Source organism: Mycobacterium sp., from assembly GCF_044370595.1.
In the GTDB taxonomy this organism is placed as follows: Bacteria; Actinomycetota; Actinomycetes; order Mycobacteriales; family Mycobacteriaceae; genus Mycobacterium.
Genome location: NZ_JBILVF010000073.1, coordinates 1 through 15,932, shown reverse-complemented (window position 1 = coordinate 15,932; position 15,932 = coordinate 1). Strand labels below are relative to the sequence as shown.

The 15,932-nt window shown below is 67.2% G+C and carries 15 protein-coding genes; 6 read left to right on the top strand and 9 right to left on the bottom strand.

The genetic code is table 11. The annotated features are described in order from the left end of the window. The first annotated feature begins 52 nt into the window (after nucleotides 1-52). The 5 genes from pdhA to ADBZ5N_RS11190 all read left to right on the top strand — a co-directional run bounded on the left by pdhA (nucleotide 53) and on the right by ADBZ5N_RS11190 (nucleotide 4,427). Nucleotides 53-985 (top strand): pyruvate dehydrogenase (acetyl-transferring) E1 component subunit alpha, encoded by a 933-nt coding sequence (pdhA, locus tag ADBZ5N_RS11210; RefSeq protein ID WP_526257562.1) that lies wholly within the window; start codon nucleotides 53-55, stop codon nucleotides 983-985. Further along, complete coding sequence (locus tag ADBZ5N_RS11205) at nucleotides 982-1,959, top strand: alpha-ketoacid dehydrogenase subunit beta (RefSeq protein WP_526257561.1); 978 nt, start codon at nucleotides 982-984, stop codon at nucleotides 1,957-1,959. The genes pdhA and ADBZ5N_RS11205 overlap by 4 nt, the downstream gene beginning before the upstream one ends. Continuing rightward, on the top strand, nucleotides 1,956-3,200 hold the full coding sequence (locus ADBZ5N_RS11200; RefSeq protein WP_526257560.1) for a 2-oxo acid dehydrogenase subunit E2: 1,245 nt from the start codon (nucleotides 1,956-1,958) through the stop codon (nucleotides 3,198-3,200). The genes ADBZ5N_RS11205 and ADBZ5N_RS11200 overlap by 4 nt, the downstream gene beginning before the upstream one ends. An 8-nt stretch (nucleotides 3,201-3,208) precedes the next feature. Beyond that, nucleotides 3,209-3,448: an acyl carrier protein gene (locus ADBZ5N_RS11195; RefSeq protein ID WP_526257559.1), complete on the top strand. Its 240-nt coding sequence runs from the start codon at nucleotides 3,209-3,211 to the stop codon at nucleotides 3,446-3,448. Nucleotides 3,449-3,524: 76 nt separating this feature from the next. After that, nucleotides 3,525-4,427 (top strand): aldose 1-epimerase, encoded by a 903-nt coding sequence (locus ADBZ5N_RS11190; protein WP_526257558.1) that lies wholly within the window; start codon nucleotides 3,525-3,527, stop codon nucleotides 4,425-4,427. 26 nt (nucleotides 4,428-4,453) lie between these two features. Here ADBZ5N_RS11190 and ADBZ5N_RS11185 read toward each other — a convergent pair whose 3' ends face one another. From ADBZ5N_RS11185 to ADBZ5N_RS11160, 6 genes are all read right to left on the bottom strand, one after another. Continuing rightward, nucleotides 4,454-4,840 (bottom strand): heat shock protein transcriptional repressor HspR, encoded by a 387-nt coding sequence (locus ADBZ5N_RS11185; protein WP_526257557.1) that lies wholly within the window; start codon nucleotides 4,838-4,840, stop codon nucleotides 4,454-4,456. Next, a complete protein-coding gene (dnaJ, locus tag ADBZ5N_RS11180) occupies nucleotides 4,837-6,027 on the bottom strand; it encodes a molecular chaperone DnaJ (RefSeq protein ID WP_526257556.1) in 1,191 nt (396 codons plus the stop codon). Before dnaJ ends, ADBZ5N_RS11185 begins: the two co-directional genes overlap by 4 nt. A gap of 27 nt (nucleotides 6,028-6,054) precedes the next feature. Continuing rightward, nucleotides 6,055-6,726 carry a nucleotide exchange factor GrpE gene (gene grpE / locus ADBZ5N_RS11175; RefSeq protein ID WP_526257555.1) on the bottom strand — a complete coding sequence of 224 codons (672 nt, stop codon included), beginning with the start codon at nucleotides 6,724-6,726 and terminating at the stop codon, nucleotides 6,055-6,057. Nucleotides 6,727-6,761: 35 nt separating this feature from the next. Beyond that, complete coding sequence (dnaK, locus tag ADBZ5N_RS11170) at nucleotides 6,762-8,618, bottom strand: molecular chaperone DnaK (protein ID WP_526257554.1); 1,857 nt, start codon at nucleotides 8,616-8,618, stop codon at nucleotides 6,762-6,764. A 203-nt stretch (nucleotides 8,619-8,821) separates the two neighbouring features. Next, complete coding sequence (locus ADBZ5N_RS11165) at nucleotides 8,822-9,229, bottom strand: DUF6941 family protein (protein ID WP_526257553.1); 408 nt, start codon at nucleotides 9,227-9,229, stop codon at nucleotides 8,822-8,824. A 95-nt stretch (nucleotides 9,230-9,324) separates the two neighbouring features. Continuing rightward, the gene (locus tag ADBZ5N_RS11160; protein ID WP_526257552.1) at nucleotides 9,325-10,074 is read right to left on the bottom strand and encodes a GAP family protein; all 750 of its coding nucleotides are present in this window, start codon (nucleotides 10,072-10,074) and stop codon (nucleotides 9,325-9,327) included. Between the two features lie 73 nt (nucleotides 10,075-10,147). Here ADBZ5N_RS11160 and ADBZ5N_RS11155 point away from each other — a divergent pair, with 73 nt between their 5' ends. Beyond that, complete coding sequence (locus tag ADBZ5N_RS11155) at nucleotides 10,148-11,089, top strand: lytic transglycosylase domain-containing protein (protein ID WP_526257551.1); 942 nt, start codon at nucleotides 10,148-10,150, stop codon at nucleotides 11,087-11,089. A gap of 2 nt (nucleotides 11,090-11,091) precedes the next feature. Here the strand turns inward: ADBZ5N_RS11155 and ADBZ5N_RS11150 are convergent, their stop codons facing one another. From ADBZ5N_RS11150 to ADBZ5N_RS11140, 3 genes are read right to left on the bottom strand one after another with little or no spacing between them, the layout of a single operon-like run. Next, nucleotides 11,092-12,159, bottom strand: coding sequence for a VIT1/CCC1 transporter family protein (locus ADBZ5N_RS11150; protein WP_526257550.1), 1,068 nt, complete (start codon nucleotides 12,157-12,159; stop codon nucleotides 11,092-11,094). After that, entirely contained in the window at nucleotides 12,156-12,776 is a 621-nt protein-coding gene (locus ADBZ5N_RS11145; protein WP_526257549.1) for a DsbA family oxidoreductase, read from the bottom strand. Before ADBZ5N_RS11145 ends, ADBZ5N_RS11150 begins: the two co-directional genes overlap by 4 nt. A gap of 19 nt (nucleotides 12,777-12,795) precedes the next feature. After that, on the bottom strand, nucleotides 12,796-15,291 hold the full coding sequence (locus tag ADBZ5N_RS11140; protein ID WP_526257548.1) for a cadherin-like domain-containing protein: 2,496 nt from the start codon (nucleotides 15,289-15,291) through the stop codon (nucleotides 12,796-12,798). Nucleotides 15,292-15,932 lie beyond the last annotated feature (641 nt).

Below are 15,932 nucleotides of genomic sequence, written 5' to 3'. Positions count from 1 at the left end.
CGGGGGTGAAGGCGTGAGGGAACCGGCTCGGGTGCGGGAGTTGCTGACCGACATGATCCGCATCCGGCGCATGGAGGAAAAGTGCGCCGAGATGTACAGCGCGGGCAAGATCCGCGGATTCCTGCATCTCTACGTCGGCGAAGAGGCGGTCGCCGCGGGATCACTGCGGGTCCTCAGCGCCGACGACGCGGTGGTCGCCACCTACCGAGAGCATGCCCACGCTCTGATGCGGGGCATCCCGATGACCAAGATCATGGCCGAGATGTTCGGCAAACAGCAAGGCTGCTCGGGCGGGCGGGGCGGCTCGATGCACCTGTTCGACGCGGGCCGACGCTTCTACGGCGGCAATGCCATTGTGGCAGCCGGCCTGCCGATGGCAGCCGGTCTGGCGTTGGCAGACAAGCAGCTCGGCCGCGCCCGTGTCAGCGCCTGCTACTTCGGTGAGGGCGCCACCGCCGAGGGCGCCTTCCACGAGACGATGAACATGGCACAGTTGTGGCAGCTGCCGGTGCTGTTCTGCTGCGAGAACAACCGGTACGCCATGGGAACGGCGATTGAACGGGAGCTCTCCCAGCTGGATCTGGTCGCCAAAGCCGAGGCTTACCGGGTTCCGGCCGCCTCCGCCGACGGGATGGATGTGCTGGCCTCTCAGGCGGCGATGCAAAGTGCCGTCGAGCACATCGGCACCGAAGGCGGGCCGTTCTTTCTGGAGTTCCGCACCTACCGGTTCCGTCCGCACTCGATGTTCGATCCGGAGTTGTACCGGGACAAAGCCGAAGTGGCCGAGTGGCGCGAGGAACACGACCCCATCCGCACATTCACCGAACGCTGCGCGGCCGACGGCCTGCTGACCGCCGATGATGTCGCCGCGATCGAGGCGGCGGCGGCCCGAGAGGTCGACGACGCGGTGGCCTACGCCGAAGCCGGCACGCTGGAAAGCGTCGAGACCCTGACCCGCGACGTGATGACACCGGTGAGTCAATGAAGACGACCTACCGCAGTGCGGTGCACGACGCGATCGGCGACGCCATGCGCGCCGATGAACGGGTGGTGCTGCTCGGCGAGGACGTCGGCCGCTACGGCGGAACCTACGCGGTGTCCAAGGGGATGCTCGAGGAGTTCGGAGCCGAACGAATCCGCGACACCCCGATCTCGGAGTTGGGCTTTGTGGGCATCGGGATCGGCGCGGCACTCGGCGGTCTACGGCCGATCGTCGAGGTGATGACGGTGAACTTCAGCCTGCTCGCGCTGGATCAGATTGTGAACACCGCTGCGGCGCTGCGGCATATGTCCAGCGGTCAGTTCTCCATACCGGTGGTGGTGCGGATGGCCACCGGGGCCGGACGCCAGCTTGCGGCCCAGCATTCGCACAGTTTGGAGAACTGGTACGCCCACGTCCCCGGCATCACGGTGCTGGCGCCGGCCACCGTCGCCGACGCCTACGGGATGCTGCGCACCGCACTCACCAGCCCCGACCCGGTGATCATCGCCGAGCATGTCGGGCTCTACAACCTCGCAGCCGATGTCGAGGAACTCATCCCCACCGAAATCAGCCGGGCTGCTTTGCGCCGCAACGGAACCGACGCGACGATCATCGCCTACGGCGGATCCGTCCCCAAAGCGCTGGACGCCGCCGAGCAACTAGCTCAGGCCGGTATCGAGTGCGACGTGATCGACCTGAGGGTGCTCCGTCCCCTCGACGACGCCACCATCATGGCGTCGGTGGGTAGGACGCACCGCGTGGTGGTGGTCGACGAGGCATGGCACACCGGCAGCCTGGCCGGCGAGATCAGCGCCCGCATCGTGGAGCAGGCGTTCTACGAACTCGACGCCCCGATCGCCCGGGTGTGCACCGCCGAGGTGCCGATCCCCTACGCCAAACACCTCGAGGAAGCCGCCCTGCCCCAGCCCGACAAGATCGTCGCGGCGGTGCGGGGGTTGTTCGGGGAGCACCCTTGATCGAGTTTCAGATGCCCGCCCTCGGCGCGGATATGGATGAGGGCCGCCTCGACGAATGGCGGATCGCACCCGGTGACACCGTCACCCGCGGACAGATCGTCGCCGTCGTCGAGACCACCAAAGCCGCAGTCGAGATCGAGTGCTGGAACGACGGCGTGGTGGACAGGTTGCTGGTACCGGTCGGTGAGACCGTCGCCGTCGGCACCCCGCTGGCCACACTGCTCGAACCCGGGGAGTCCGCCGACGCGCCAGCGCCGCCACCCCCGGCTTCGGCAGCCAAATCCGTTGCGCCCCCGCAGGTGCCCGAAACAGCGCCTGCTCCCTCCTCGCCGGCGGCGGTCGGGCACCGACTGTGGGTTTCACCGGTGGCGCGGCGCGCTGCCGCCGCGCTCGGGGTGGATCTGAGGACCGTCGACGGCACCGGGCCGCAAGGCGCGATCACCCTGCAGGACGTCGAACACGCCGCGGCGGCCGCCCACCACGAGGCACCGAAACCTCCCCCGCCGCCACCACCACCGGCGGCAGAGGCCCCACCGAAGTCGGCCGCCGAGAAGGCCCGCGAGCGCGGCGCGGCGATGCGGGCGTCGATCGGTGCGGCCATGAGCCGGTCCAAGCGCGAGATCCCGCACTACTACCTGGCCGACGAGATCATCCTCGACACCGCGCTGACCTGGTTGACCGAACACAATGCCGGCCGGCCAATCACCGAGCGGATCCTGCCGGCCGTCCTGCAACTCAAAGCCGTCGCGTTGGCCACTACCAGGTTCAGCGAGTTCAATGGGTTCTGGTGCTCAGACCATTCGGGGGACCACTTCGAGCCGGCGAACGGCACCCACGTCGGGGTCGCCATCTCGCTGCGCGGCGGGGGCCTGGTGGCCCCGGCCATCCACGACGTCGCCGAGAAGCCGCTGGCCGAACTGATGGAGGACCTGACCGATCTGGTCGGCAGGGCACGAGCCGGCTCGCTGCGCAGCTCGGAGATGAGCGACCCGACGATCACCGTCACCAATCTGGGCGCCAACGGCGTCGACGCCGTGTTTGGCGTCATCTATCCCCCGCAGGTGGCCATCGTGGGCTTCGGCAAGCCGGCCCAGCGGGTCGTCGTCGTCGACAGCGGGATCCGGGTGGCCACCACGGTGCACGCCAGCCTGGCCGCCGACCACCGGGCCAGCGACGGCGCCCGTGGCGCGCTGTTCCTGGCTGAAATCAACCGGCTGCTGCAGCGGCCGCAGGAGTTATAGGAGACAACGTGAACAGTGCAACCCGCGCCGGGGTGGTGGCTGAACTTCTCGACATTGCGCCCGAAATCGACGAAGGCGACCTGAGCGACGCCGAGTTACTGCGCGATCAAGTGGACCTGGACTCGATGGACTGGCTGAACTTCCTGGTCCGGTTGCACAAGCGCTTCGAGGTCGACATCCCGGAGTCGCGGTACGCCTCACTGCGGACGATCAACGACCTCACCGCTTATATCGACGAACGCCGATGACGGCGGGCAACGGACCAGCATCGCTGATGTGCGGCTGCCTTGGTCAACCAGCGATCGTTCATGGCACAATCCGACAATGGCCCAGCTGCCCTCAGTCGTCCTGAAAGATCCGTCGTCGGCGCTGACCGCGACGTTCGTCCCGTCTGCGGGAATGGTGTGCACCTCGTTGTCTGACGGCGGGGTGGAACTGCTCGGCCAGCGCCGCGGGCTCAACGCCTACCTGACGACCGGCAAGACCATGGGGATCCCGATCCTCTATCCGTGGGCCAACCGGCTGTCGGCCAACGGCTACTCCGTGGACGGCGGTGCGGTGACATTGACCCCCGGCGTCGGCGGGGTGCGTTCGGACGAACACGGTCTGGTGATCCACGGGGTGCTGGCCGCCTATCCCGGGTGGTTGGTCACCGAGCAGGAAGACAACCGGTTCGTCGCCGACCTGGACTACGGCGGCCAGCCCCGACTGCTGTGCAGCTTCCCGTTCCCGCACGTGGTGACCCTCGACATCAAGCTGATCGACCGGGCCCTGACGATCGAGACCACCGTGACACCGACCACGTCGGCGTCGGTGCCGCTGTGTTTCGGATTCCACCCGTACCTGACCATCCCCGGTGTGCCGCGCTCGGAGTGGGTGCTGGAGACGCCGCCCATGCGGCACCTGCCGGTGGACAACTGGGGAATTCCGACCGGCGCCACCGAGGAGTGGCCGAAGAAGTCTGAAAAGCTGGGCGACCGGGTCTTCGATGACGGTTTCGACGAGGTGCCCCAGGGCGCGGTGTTCGCGCTGTCCGGCGGGGACCGGCGCATCGAGGTGATCATGGACAACGGCTACCCGGCTGTGGAGATCTTCGCCCCCAGTAACGACGATGTGGTCGGCATCGAGCCGATGGCCGCGCCGACCAACGCCCTACGTAAAGGCAACTACCACAAGGCGGTCCCGGGACGGCCGGCCGTCTCGACGTTCACCATCAAGGTGCGGTAGCGGCACTTTTCGACATCCTCCACGGGTTAAGGACGGCGGGGCTTCCACACCACCACGGCGGTGCTCTTGGGTACCACAGCCAGATCCCGCCGCGGTTTGGAGCGGGTCAACTCCCCGGCCAACTCTGCGATCCGCGCCTGCAGTGCCTCGACCTGATTAGTCAGTTCGATGATCCGCTTGATCCCGGCGAGGTTGACGCCCTCGTCCTGGGACAGCCGCTGAATCTCACGCAGCAGTTCCACGTCGCGTTCGGAGTAGCGGCGGCCGCCGCCCGCGCTGCGCTCCGGGCTGACCAACCCAAGCCGGTCGTAGGTGCGCAACGTCTGGGCGTGCATACCGGCCAACTCCGCGGCCACCGAGATCAGGAAGGTCTGACTCTCGCGTGGCTCGCGGGGTCCGTTGGCGGCGGTCATGGCCGGTTGCCCACCCACCCGGCGCGTGGGTCGAACCCGCTGGCCTTCTCCTCGGCGGCGTAGGCCTCCAGGGCCTCCAGTGCCGCGCCCTCCAGCGTCGGCGGCACCGCAACCTTCACCGTGACGAGCAGGTCACCGGCACCTCCACCGCGCTTGGGGACACCGCGGCCACGGACCCGCAAGATGCGGCCGTCGGCGGTACCCTTGGGCACCTTCACTCCAACTTTGCCGTCCAGCGTCGGAACGGACAGCGTTGTGCCCAAAGCCAATTCGGTGAAGCTGACCGGCACCGTCACGATCAGGTCGTCACCGTCGCGGCCGAATACCTTGTCGGGGCGGACGTGCACCGTGACATAGAGGTCACCCGACGGGGCCCCGCGCAACCCGGCCTCACCCTGGCCGGCCAACCGGATCCGCTGGCCATCCTCAACTCCGGGCGGGATGCGCACGTTGATGGTGCGGGTCCTGGTCGTGACGCCGGTGCCGCGGCATTCGTCGCAGGGATCCTCGATGATGGAACCACTACCCCGGCAGTCGGTGCACGGCTCAGAGAAGCCGAACGCGCCCTGATTGCGGTTGACCACCCCGGATCCGTTGCAGTTGGCGCACACCTTGGGGCTGGTGCCCGGGCGTGCACCGCTGCCGTGGCAGTTGGTGCATGGCGCCGGACTGGTGAGCCGCAGTGGCATCGCGACTCCCTTGGTGGCCTCCAGGAAGTCCAGTTCGGTCTCGGTCTCCAGATCCTTGCCGCGCCGGGGCCGGGTGGTGCGCGGTTGGGCGCCTCTGCCGAACAGCCCGCCGAACAGGTCGCCGATGTTCGCACCGCCGTCCTGTCCCGCCTGACCGAACAGGTCGTTGAGGTTGAACCCGCCGGCACCGTCGTATCCGCTGAAGCCGCCGCCCCCGCCACCACCACCGCCGCCGCCGACGCGGCGGCCGAACCCGCCCCCGGCGAACATCCGCCGGGTCTCGTCGTACTCCTTGCGCTTGGCCTTGTCGGTCAACACATCCCGGGCCTCCCCGACCTCCTTGTACCGCTCCTCGGCGGCGGGGTTGTTGGGGTTGCGGTCCGGGTGGTTCTCGGCGAGCAGCTTCTTGGCGACCCGCTTGATCTCCTCATCGCTGGCGTCGGAGGGGACGCCGAGCACTTTGTAGAAATCCTTCTCAACCCATTCCCGTTGAACCATGCCGCGTCACCTCCTTACCGGGTGCTTTTACTGATCTGATTGTGCGTTCTCGACGTAGGGCTGTGATTTCCCGGTAGGCGTGTCGGCCTGTTCTGTGACCTCCACGGCATCGACGACACCGACCATGGCCGGGCGCAGCACGAACTCGCCGAGCTTGTAGCCCTTGCGCATGACGTGGCTGAGAACGAGCCCTTGAGAAGACCCCGCGGAGCCGTCGCCCTCGTGCTGCACGGCCTCGTGCAGGGATGGGTCGAACTCCTCGCCCTCGGTCCCGAATTCGGTGAGACCGAGTCCGCTGAGAGCGGCGGCGAGTTTGTCGGCGACCGACTTCAGCGGGCCGCCTTCCAGATCGCCGTGGCTGCGGGCCCGTTCGAGGTCGTCGAGGACCGGGAGCAGTTGGCTGACCACGACGGCCTTGGCCCGCTCGCCGACGGCGTCCTGCTCGCGCAGCGCCCGCTTGCGGTAGTTGGCGAAATCGGCCTGGACTCGCTGCAGATCGGCGGTGAGTTCGGCGACCTTGTCGGTGTCAGCCGAACCGGGCACCCCCGGCGCCGGCCCACGGGGGGCCGGGCCGGAGGCTGTGCCGGTTCCCGAGTCGCTTCGCTCCTGCCCGCCGGCTTCACGGACCGCACCGGTCTGCGGGTCGATCCGCCGCTTGTCGGTCACGGTCACCGGTTCGTCCATACCTTCGTTATTCATATCCCGGGTCGCTTCGCTCCTGCCCTCCGGAAAGGTCACCGCGGCTCCTGATCGTCCTCAACAACTTCGGCGTCGACCACATCGTCGGCCGCTGAGCCGCTCTGAGCACCGCCGCCGCTGGCGGCCTGCTCGGCCTGCGCGGCCTCGTAGATGGCCTGGCCGAGCGCCTGCGACTCGGTGCCGAGCTTCTCCATCGCCGACTTGATCGCCCCGATATCCGAACCGTTGAGCGCGGTCTTGGCGTCGGCGATCGCGGTGTCGACCTTGACCAGGGTGTCCTCGGGGACCTTGGAACCACCCTCGGCGCTGCGCTGTTCGGCGACGAACTTCTCCGTCTGGTAGACCAGCGACTCGGCCTGGTTGCGGACGTCGGCCTCTTCCCGGCGCTTACGGTCCTCGTCGGCGTGCGCCTCGGCGTCCTTGATCATCCGGTCGATCTCCTCCTTGGACAGGCCGGAGCCCTCCTGGATCTTGATCGTGTTCTCCTTGCCGGTGCCCTTGTCCTTGGCGGTGACGTGCACGATGCCGTTGGCGTCGATGTCGAAGGTCACCTCGATCTGAGGCACGCCGCGCGGAGCTGGCGGAATACCGGTCAGCTCGAAGCTGCCGAGCAATTTGTTGTGCGCCGCGATCTCGCGCTCACCCTGATAGACCTGAATCTGAACCGACGGCTGGCTGTCATCGGCGGTGGTGAAGGTCTCCGACCGCTTGGTCGGGATGGTGGTGTTGCGCTCGATCAGCTTGGTCATCACGCCGCCCTTGGTCTCGATGCCGAGGCTCAGCGGCGTAACATCCAGCAGCAGAACATCTTTCACCTCACCCTTGAGGACACCGGCCTGCAGCGCAGCGCCGACCGCGACAACCTCGTCCGGGTTGACGCCCTTGTTCGGCTCCTTGCCGCCGGTCAGTTCCTTGACCAGGTCGGTGACCGCCGGCATCCGGGTCGAACCGCCCACGAGCACCACATGGTCAATGTCGGCCACCGAAATGCCGGCGTCCTTGATCACCTGCTGGAACGGCGCACGGGTGCGGTCCAGCAGATCCTGAGTGATCTTCTGGAACTCCGAACGGGTCAGCTGCTCGTCGAGGAACAGCGGGTTCTTGTCCGCATCCACGGTGATGTAGGGCAGGTTGATCGAGGTGCTCTGCGAAGAGCTCAGTTCGATCTTGGCCTTCTCGGCGGCTTCCCGCAGCCGCTGCATGGCCATCTTGTCTTTGGTCAGGTCGATGCCAGCGCTTGCCTTGAACTTGTCGACGAGCCATTCGACGATCCGGTCGTCCCAGTCGTCGCCACCGAGATGGTTGTCCCCGGAGGTGGCCCGCACCTCGACCACACCGTCGCCGATCTCGAGCAGCGAGACGTCGAAGGTGCCGCCGCCGAGATCGAAGACCAGGATGGTCTGTTCCTTGCTGCCCTTGTCCAGACCGTAGGCCAAGGCCGCAGCAGTGGGCTCGTTGACGATGCGCAGCACGTTCAGACCGGCGATCTGGCCGGCCTCTTTGGTGGCCTGCCGCTGGGCGTCGTTGAAGTACGCGGGCACGGTGATGACCGCGTCGGTGATGTCCTCACCGAGGTAGCTTTCGGCGTCGCGCTTGAGCTTCTGCAGGGTGCGCGCGCTGATTTCCTGGGCGGTGTACTTCTTGCCGTCGATCTCCACCGACCACTCGGTGCCCATGTGGCGCTTGACCGACCGGATGGTGCGGTCGACGTTGGTGACCGCCTGGTTCTTGGCGGGCTGGCCGACCAGCACTTCGCCGTTACGTGCAAAAGCGACCACCGACGGCGTGGTGCGGGCGCCCTCCGAGTTGGCGACGACGACAGGGTCGCCGCCTTCGAGAACCGCGACGCACGAGTTGGTGGTCCCGAGGTCGATCCCGACCGCACGAGCCATGTTGATATTCCTCCTGGTAGACGTTCTGTTCTGAGCGGACCAGACTCAAGCTTGCGGCAATCAGCGCCGGGCTGTCAAGCCATAGTTGAGTCATTTACGCTCAAGTTATCAGAAGGTACAACAGGGGCGGTCAGGAATTCATTCCTCCGGTGTCTCGCGCTGGCAACAGCAACGATTGGGGCTGGTATCGGACGTCTGAGCACTCAGGGGACCGACGCATGCTGGTGCAGCACCACAACGAACGGAACTTCGCCGACGACCTCGGAATCGAGCAGAGTCTGCACCCAGTACGTTCCCTGCTCCGGTAACGCAACATTGACGAAGAAGACCAGGTTGTGTGTGGCACCATCGGCCGGGAGGTCGATCGGTGTCGGATTGGACGCCGCAATGAGCTGGGAACGATCAGGGGACAGCACCCTGACCTCCGAAGTCCCACTCCCCTGCCCGTGCCAGTAAGTCATCACCGCCATCTTGATCAGAAAAACGGGGAGTTGAGCGGTCACAACAGTGTGAAAGACGCCGATGAGGGAGATTCGGTTACCGACCTCAATTCTGATGTCGTCACAGAGCAACGTGTAGTGCGGATGTATACCCGACAACTCAGAGCTCACAGCCGCAGTGTAGAGAAGCGGTACCCCCCGCTGCGCGAGATCGCCAACAGTGTGGCCTTAACCGACCGGGCCAAGCGGGCGGGACTGCGCGGTAGTCACCGTCCCGGGAAGGCGTGCCAGGCCTCATAGCCGACGAACGCGCCCGCCCCGATCAGCAGCACCGCCGTGATCCACCGGCCGTGCACCTTCATGATGCGTTCGTATCCCTCTTTGATGCCGACCGTCGCCCCGGGTTTGACCACGTCGATCACCAGCGGCACCAGCGCGGGGATCACGGCGATCACCGCGAACAGCACCGCGCCGAGGGTGCGTAGCGGCCGATCGGTGATCTGGAAGATCTGATGGCCGGCGGCGATGGCGATCGGGAAGACCTTGGGATGCAGGCCGCACATGGCGAAGCCGGCCAGGCCGGCCCGGCCCAACCGACGAGGGACAGGGAGATCGGCAGTCGGATCGAGCGCGGGAAAGCGCCGCACCAACGCGGCCCGGACACCGCTGGACTTGGGTTCCGGCTTGGCTACGTCCGCGATGGGCTTGTTGCGGAGCGCGCTGACGGCCCGCCGGACTCCGATGCTGATCAGCGCGGCGGCGATGACCACCCGCACGATGAAACTGGGCCAGCCGTGGTGCGGTGCGGTGTGGGTGTCGGTGCCTGAGGCGTGCGCGATCCACAAACCGACCCCGGTGGCGAAGGCGATCCCCAGGATGCCGCCCAGCGCGTAAGCCGACGCAGCCAACCGTGGCACCTTCTTGTCCCCGGCGATGATCAGGCCCAACACGACGGTCTCCGGGCTGAGGAAGATCGCCAGGGCCAAAGAGGTCAGAACAGCGAAGTGCGAACTCATGGCAACAGACACACTAGTGACACCGCACCGCAGAAGCAGCCCTGGTGCACCGCCGGGCATTAGGTTTGCGGCCATGAACCGTTACCGGGTGGCCGCTGCGTCGATCCTGTTGTCAGCACTCGGTTGGGGTGCGGTCGGCTGCAGCAGCCAACCTGCATCCACGGCCGCCCTGACACCAGAACCGGCGTCCGCGCCGATCACCAAGATGGAGACCACCGCGCCGGCCGCGCCGGCCGCGCCGGCCGGCGCACAGCCCCGCCTGGCGGCCGATCCCGCCCAGATCGCCGAGGATTTGATCGCCGACGAACAGGCGATCCGCGATCCCGCAACACCGGAGTCCGCACTGGTGGCCGCTGCGCGCCGCCAACAAGTCGCCTACCGCGCCATCGGGCGCAATCCCGACTGGGATGCGATCATCCGGCCCACGATTCCGGCGTCACTGGTCACCACCTATGACCGCAATATCGACGCCCGCCGCCAACTCTCGGCCATGACCGCACCCCGCGACACCCTCCCGGCATGGCGGATCATCCCGCCCGCTCCGGCCGACGAACTGCTGAGCCTCTACCGCGAGGCCGAAGCCGCCACCGGGGTCGGCTGGAATTATCTGGCCGCGATCAACCTGATCGAAACCCGATTCGGCAGCATCGCCGGAGTGAGCACCGCCGGCGCGCAGGGCCCGATGCAGTTCATGCCCCAAACCTGGGCCTCGTACGGCAAGGGTGACGTCAATTCACCCCGCGACTCGATCATGGCGGCGGGACGCTATCTGGCCGCCAGTGGCTTCGCAGGCAATCCCGACCGGGCGATCTTCGCCTACAACAACGCCAACGAATACGTCAGGGCAGTCAAGGATTACGCCGCGATCATCGCCGAGGACCCGGGGTCCTTCGGCGGCTACTACCGCTGGGAGGTCTACTACTACAGCACCGCCGGCGATGTCCTGCTGCCGGTCGGTTACTACCAGTCGCAACGGATCCCGGTCGCCGACTACCTGGCCGAGCACCCGCAGTAGCGTCAGTGCAACCCACCGCCGACGAGCAGTCCCAGTACATAGGTGATCGCGGCGGCTCCGTAGCCGATCATCAACTGGCGCATCGCTCTTCGCATCGGGGGCGCACCGGACAGCAGTCCGACGATAACGCCGGTGGCCAGTAGGGCGATGCCGACCAGCACGGCGGCAATCACCACCGCAGCAGTGCCCTCGACACCGAACAGGTACGGCAGCACCGGAATCAGCGCGCCGGATGCGAAGAACAGGAAGCTTGACACCGCCGCCCCCAGCCCGGTGCCGATGGCGTCATGGCTTGCCGTGCCGTGGCCGGTGGTCCCGTGTACACCGGCATCTGTATCGCGCAACACCTTGGCGGCATGCGCCCGAGCCTGGTCGGCGTCCATCCCGCGGGCCCGGTACACCAACTCCAACTCGTTGGCATCCACATCAAGCTGGGTCAACGCCGACCCGACGTTGGGGCTCGGCGCGGAGGCCTCCAGCAGTTCCCGCTGCGAGCTGACGGACACGTATTCCCCGGCCCCCATCGACAGCGCACCGGCGAGTAACCCGGCCAACCCGGTAACCAGAACGGTGTGGTTGGACACCCCGCTCGCACTGACACCGAGGATCAGCGCCAGGTTGCTCACCAACCCGTCGTTGGCGCCGAACACCGCCGCGCGGAAACTGCCGGAGAGGCGGTCTCGGCCGCGGGCGGCCAGCGCCCGGATGACCTCCTCATGGATCTGCTCATCAGCGGCCATGGTGGCGGTGGCGTCGGCGTCGGCGTCGTAGCTGGCGCGCGCCTCGAAGCGCTGCACCAGCGCGAGCACGAAGACCGACCCGAAATGACGGGCCATGAACGACAGGGTGCGGGTGCCCAGATCGGCCCGTACCGGCTGGCCGACCTGGTCTCCGAGCAGGGTCAGCCAGTGCTGCTCGTGGCGTTCCTCAGCCGCGGCGATCGCAGCCAGAATCTCGCGTTCCTCGCCGTCGTACTTCTGCGCGAGGTCGCGGTACACCGCGGCTTCGGCGCGCTCATTGGCCAGGTGCCGACGCCAGCGTTGCAGATCGGCCTGGCTGGGGGCGGTCACTGGAACACCCGGTCGACGAAGGCCGCACTGCCTTCTTTCCAGGCGACGATGAAGTTACCGATGTCATCGCGGCTGATGGCCAGGCCCGGGCAGAACCAACTGCCCCCGTCGGCGGTGAAGAAATGGGGGGAGCCGACAACTCCGCGCCGCTTGCCCTCGTCCCAGTCGGCGCGCACCGCCGCACCGGTGGCCTCGGCGTCCAGCGGAGTCAACCCGAACCGGGCCGCCACGGCTTCGACCACGTCGGGCCGGCCGATGTCGAGTCCTTCTTCGAAGATCGCGTTCCGCAGCGCCATCCCGACCTCTTCGCGCAGCGCCGGATCGCCGGTGCAGTCGGCTGCCGCGGTGAGCGCGAAAGCGGCCATCGACGTCCTCGGGAAAGCCCCGACGGAGAATCCGGCGAACAGGTCGGGGCGCACGGATTCCCGCAGTGCGGTGATTTCCGCGGCGATGTGGTGCGGGTCCAGTGGCTTGCCGTTGACGAGCTCCAGCGGCCAGGCCCGTAGACCCAGCCGGGGTTCGGTGAGCCCACGCTGAACACGACGGTCGATCAGGGTGTGCAACCCCACATGGGTGAAGGGACATAAGACGTCGGCGAAGACCTCGACGGTTGTCACGACGGCAGGCTACCCCGGCTCATAGCGCGGACCCGGTGATCCGGGTCGCCGAAAGCTCCTGCAGGTAAACCTCCAGGTCGGTGTAGCCGACCGCAGACAGGGTGCGGGCATTGGTGTTGGCGACGTTGGGGTTGAGCCCCTTGGCGGCCTCCCAGGCGTCGGGCATGCCGTCGTTGTCGGTGTCGGCGGGAGCGGTGGGCGCACTGCCCGAGTAGGCCGGCAGCAACGCGTCCCCTGCCGGGTTGGTGTTTCGGGCCGCAGAGGCGATGGTGCCCCCGGCGACGTTGCCCATCAATCGGGTGTCCATCGGGTCCCGCGGCCAGGCACCGGCCGTGTTGAGCAGCACGGTCCGCAATTGACCGGTCGGGGTGTAGGTGATGGCCGGGAATGGATGGCGAGTCGCCAGCTTCTGGGCTCGCTGGGCGGCCACGGCCACGGCCGCCTCGTCATCGGTGACCGACGGATAGTCGTTGCAGCAGTAAAACAGTTCGTAGTCCGAGCGTCCCGGGTAGAGGTTCATCGCGTTGCCGCTGAGGAAGATGCGGTTCATGGCAGTTCGCAGGATCTGGTCGTCGAACATGCTGTACGGGAAGCCGTTTCGCACCTGGAAGAAGTTGTTGACGGCGTTGAGGTTCCAGTAGATCGGCGAGGGGCCGCCAGGTACGGCGGCCGATCCGGTATCCGGGCCGAGGGCGATGAAGAAATTGGGGTCCCAGTAAAGGTTGTTCGACAGTTCCACGTTCATGGAGGAGTTGGCTGCGGCGGCCGACTCCCGGCTGCCCTCGGGAAGGCGGCCCTCGATGCGGTTGAAGACGTTGTGGTGCAGGGCGATGTTGTCCAGCCCGAATCCGTGCGCCGGGTTGGAGTAGTTCATCAGGACGCCGCCGTAGAACGAGTGGCCGCCGACGGTCTCGGCGATGATCGTGTTCTGGATGGTGATGTTGTTCGAATACGAGATCTCCACTGCCTCATCGGTGGCGTTGCCGATGGAGACGTGGTCGACGATGCCGTTGCGGGTGTAGCGCACACGCAGACCGTCATCGCTGGGGCCGCCGGCTCCCGGCCGGATCCGGATGTGTTGCAGGACCCAGTTTTCAGCGAAGTCACCGGGGGCCCGAACGTCCTGGTCCTGGTAGGGGCTCTCGTCGGTGACGAAACCACGGATGGTGATCCCGCCGGGGGAACTCTGGCCGGCGATGGTGACGTCGCCATTGGTGAGATGGATCTGGCCGTCGATCACGCCGCTGACCTTGAACAGGACGTACTTGGCGCCGGGTTGGTCGATGGCCCACTGCAGCGAACCGGGGCCGTCGGCGTTGAGGTTGGTGACATAGATGACGTTGCCGCCGCGGCCACCGGTGGCCTGGGCCCCGAAACCTTCCGCCCCGGGGAAGGCGGCGAGCGGTGCCGCGGGTTCGGTCGACGGACTGATCGCCACGGTGATCGGCACTGAAGCCGTTCCGCCGTAGCCGTCGGTGACGGTGACGGTGAAACGGTCGGACCGGTCGGCGTCGGTGGCGCCGGGTGCGGCGGCGTTCTGCCGGGCGGCCGCGGTCGGGATGTAGCTGAACGACCCGGTGCCGGCGTTGAAGGCGACGCTGCCCTTGCCGGTGGTCGGCACCGCGGAGTAGGTCAGGGTGTCCCGGTCGGCATCGGTCGCGATCACCCGACCGGTCACCACCCCGGTGCCCGGATCCGGGGTGCCGACGGTGGGTAGGCCCGCCACCGGAGCGACGTTGGCGGGGCTCACCGGCACCGTCACCGGCACCGCGGCGGTTCCGCCGCGGCCGTCGGAGACCGTCACGGTGAACACCTCGGATCGGTCGGCTGCCGGAGCGCCGACCCGCGCGGCGGCATGGCGTGCTGCGGCGGTCGGGGTGTAGCTGAACACCCCACTGGCCGCGTCGATGGTGACCGCACCGGTAGCGGTGGCGCCGGGGCCGGTGTAGCTCAGCGGATCACCGTCGGCGTCGCTCCCGGTCACCACCCCGCTGACTCGGCCGTCCGACGGGTCGACCGTGTTCACCGATGCAAGTCCGGTCGGCACGTTGTTGCCGATGGCCACCGCGGTCACCGTCACCGTCACCGTCGCGGTGCTGGAGTCACCCCGGCTGCCGATCAAGCCGAAACTGATCAGGTGCAGCAGTCCGGCCAGACCGTGGATGGCGAATCCGCTGGCTGCGTCGCTCACCGTGACCCGAAATGAGTCGAGTCCGCCCGCGGCGGCCGTCGGCGGGTTGGGGGTGTAGGTCCACGACCCGTCGGCGCCGACCACGGCGGTGCCGCTGGCGGGCGCCTCGGCGACCGTGAACGTCAACCGGGGGCTGTCCGGGTCGACGGCGTTGAGTCGGCCGCTGACCACTCCGGTCGGGCTCTGCCCGGTCTGGGTTGGCGACAACCGCGGGGTCTGGTTGTTGAACAGCGCCGCCCACGACGAGAAAAACCCCCCGAACGGATCAGCGCCGGCCTGGGCGACCGGCCCCGCCGCTGCGGCCGGTGCCACCGCGGGTACCACCGATATTGCAGGCTGCGGGTCGGCCCGCTCGTCGAATGACCTTGAAGCCGAGGCCGCCGGGATCGGAAGTTGTTGCGCAGGTGCACTAGGGGCATCCAGCGGCACCGCCGGGTCTTCAACCGGATCTGGAGCACCCCGTCGACCGGCTACTGCCCTCCCCCGCGGCGCAGGCCCGGGGCCGGCGTGTGCCACGGGTCGATGCGTGCGCCCGGCAGAGGGGCCAGGGTCGGCCTGTCCGGCGGAATCAGCTGGGGGTCTGTCCGGACCGCGATCCGCGGCGGCCGTGCCGGAGCCACCGGCGAACAATGCCGCGCCTACTCCGACGACAACTGCGACCGGGCTGAGACGTCCTACGACGGTTCCGTTTTCCATGACGGCTCCCACTGTCGGACACTTCGGAATGGTCAATTTGACCACCTGCCCAGGTGACCGACAAGGGATCTGCCGGCGATGACGGGCCCGCCGTCGCAACTCGCTGACCAAAGTCCCATCGCCGTGGGACCTTCGCCACACCGATATCCCGAAAAGTCTCCTGAATCGCGTGTGCGGCTATTAGCGTCACAGGTAATTCCAAGGTTTCAACCACGCACCAGAGGGGCGACTCATGAGCACGATCAAACAGGTTTGCCTCGGCGTAGCGG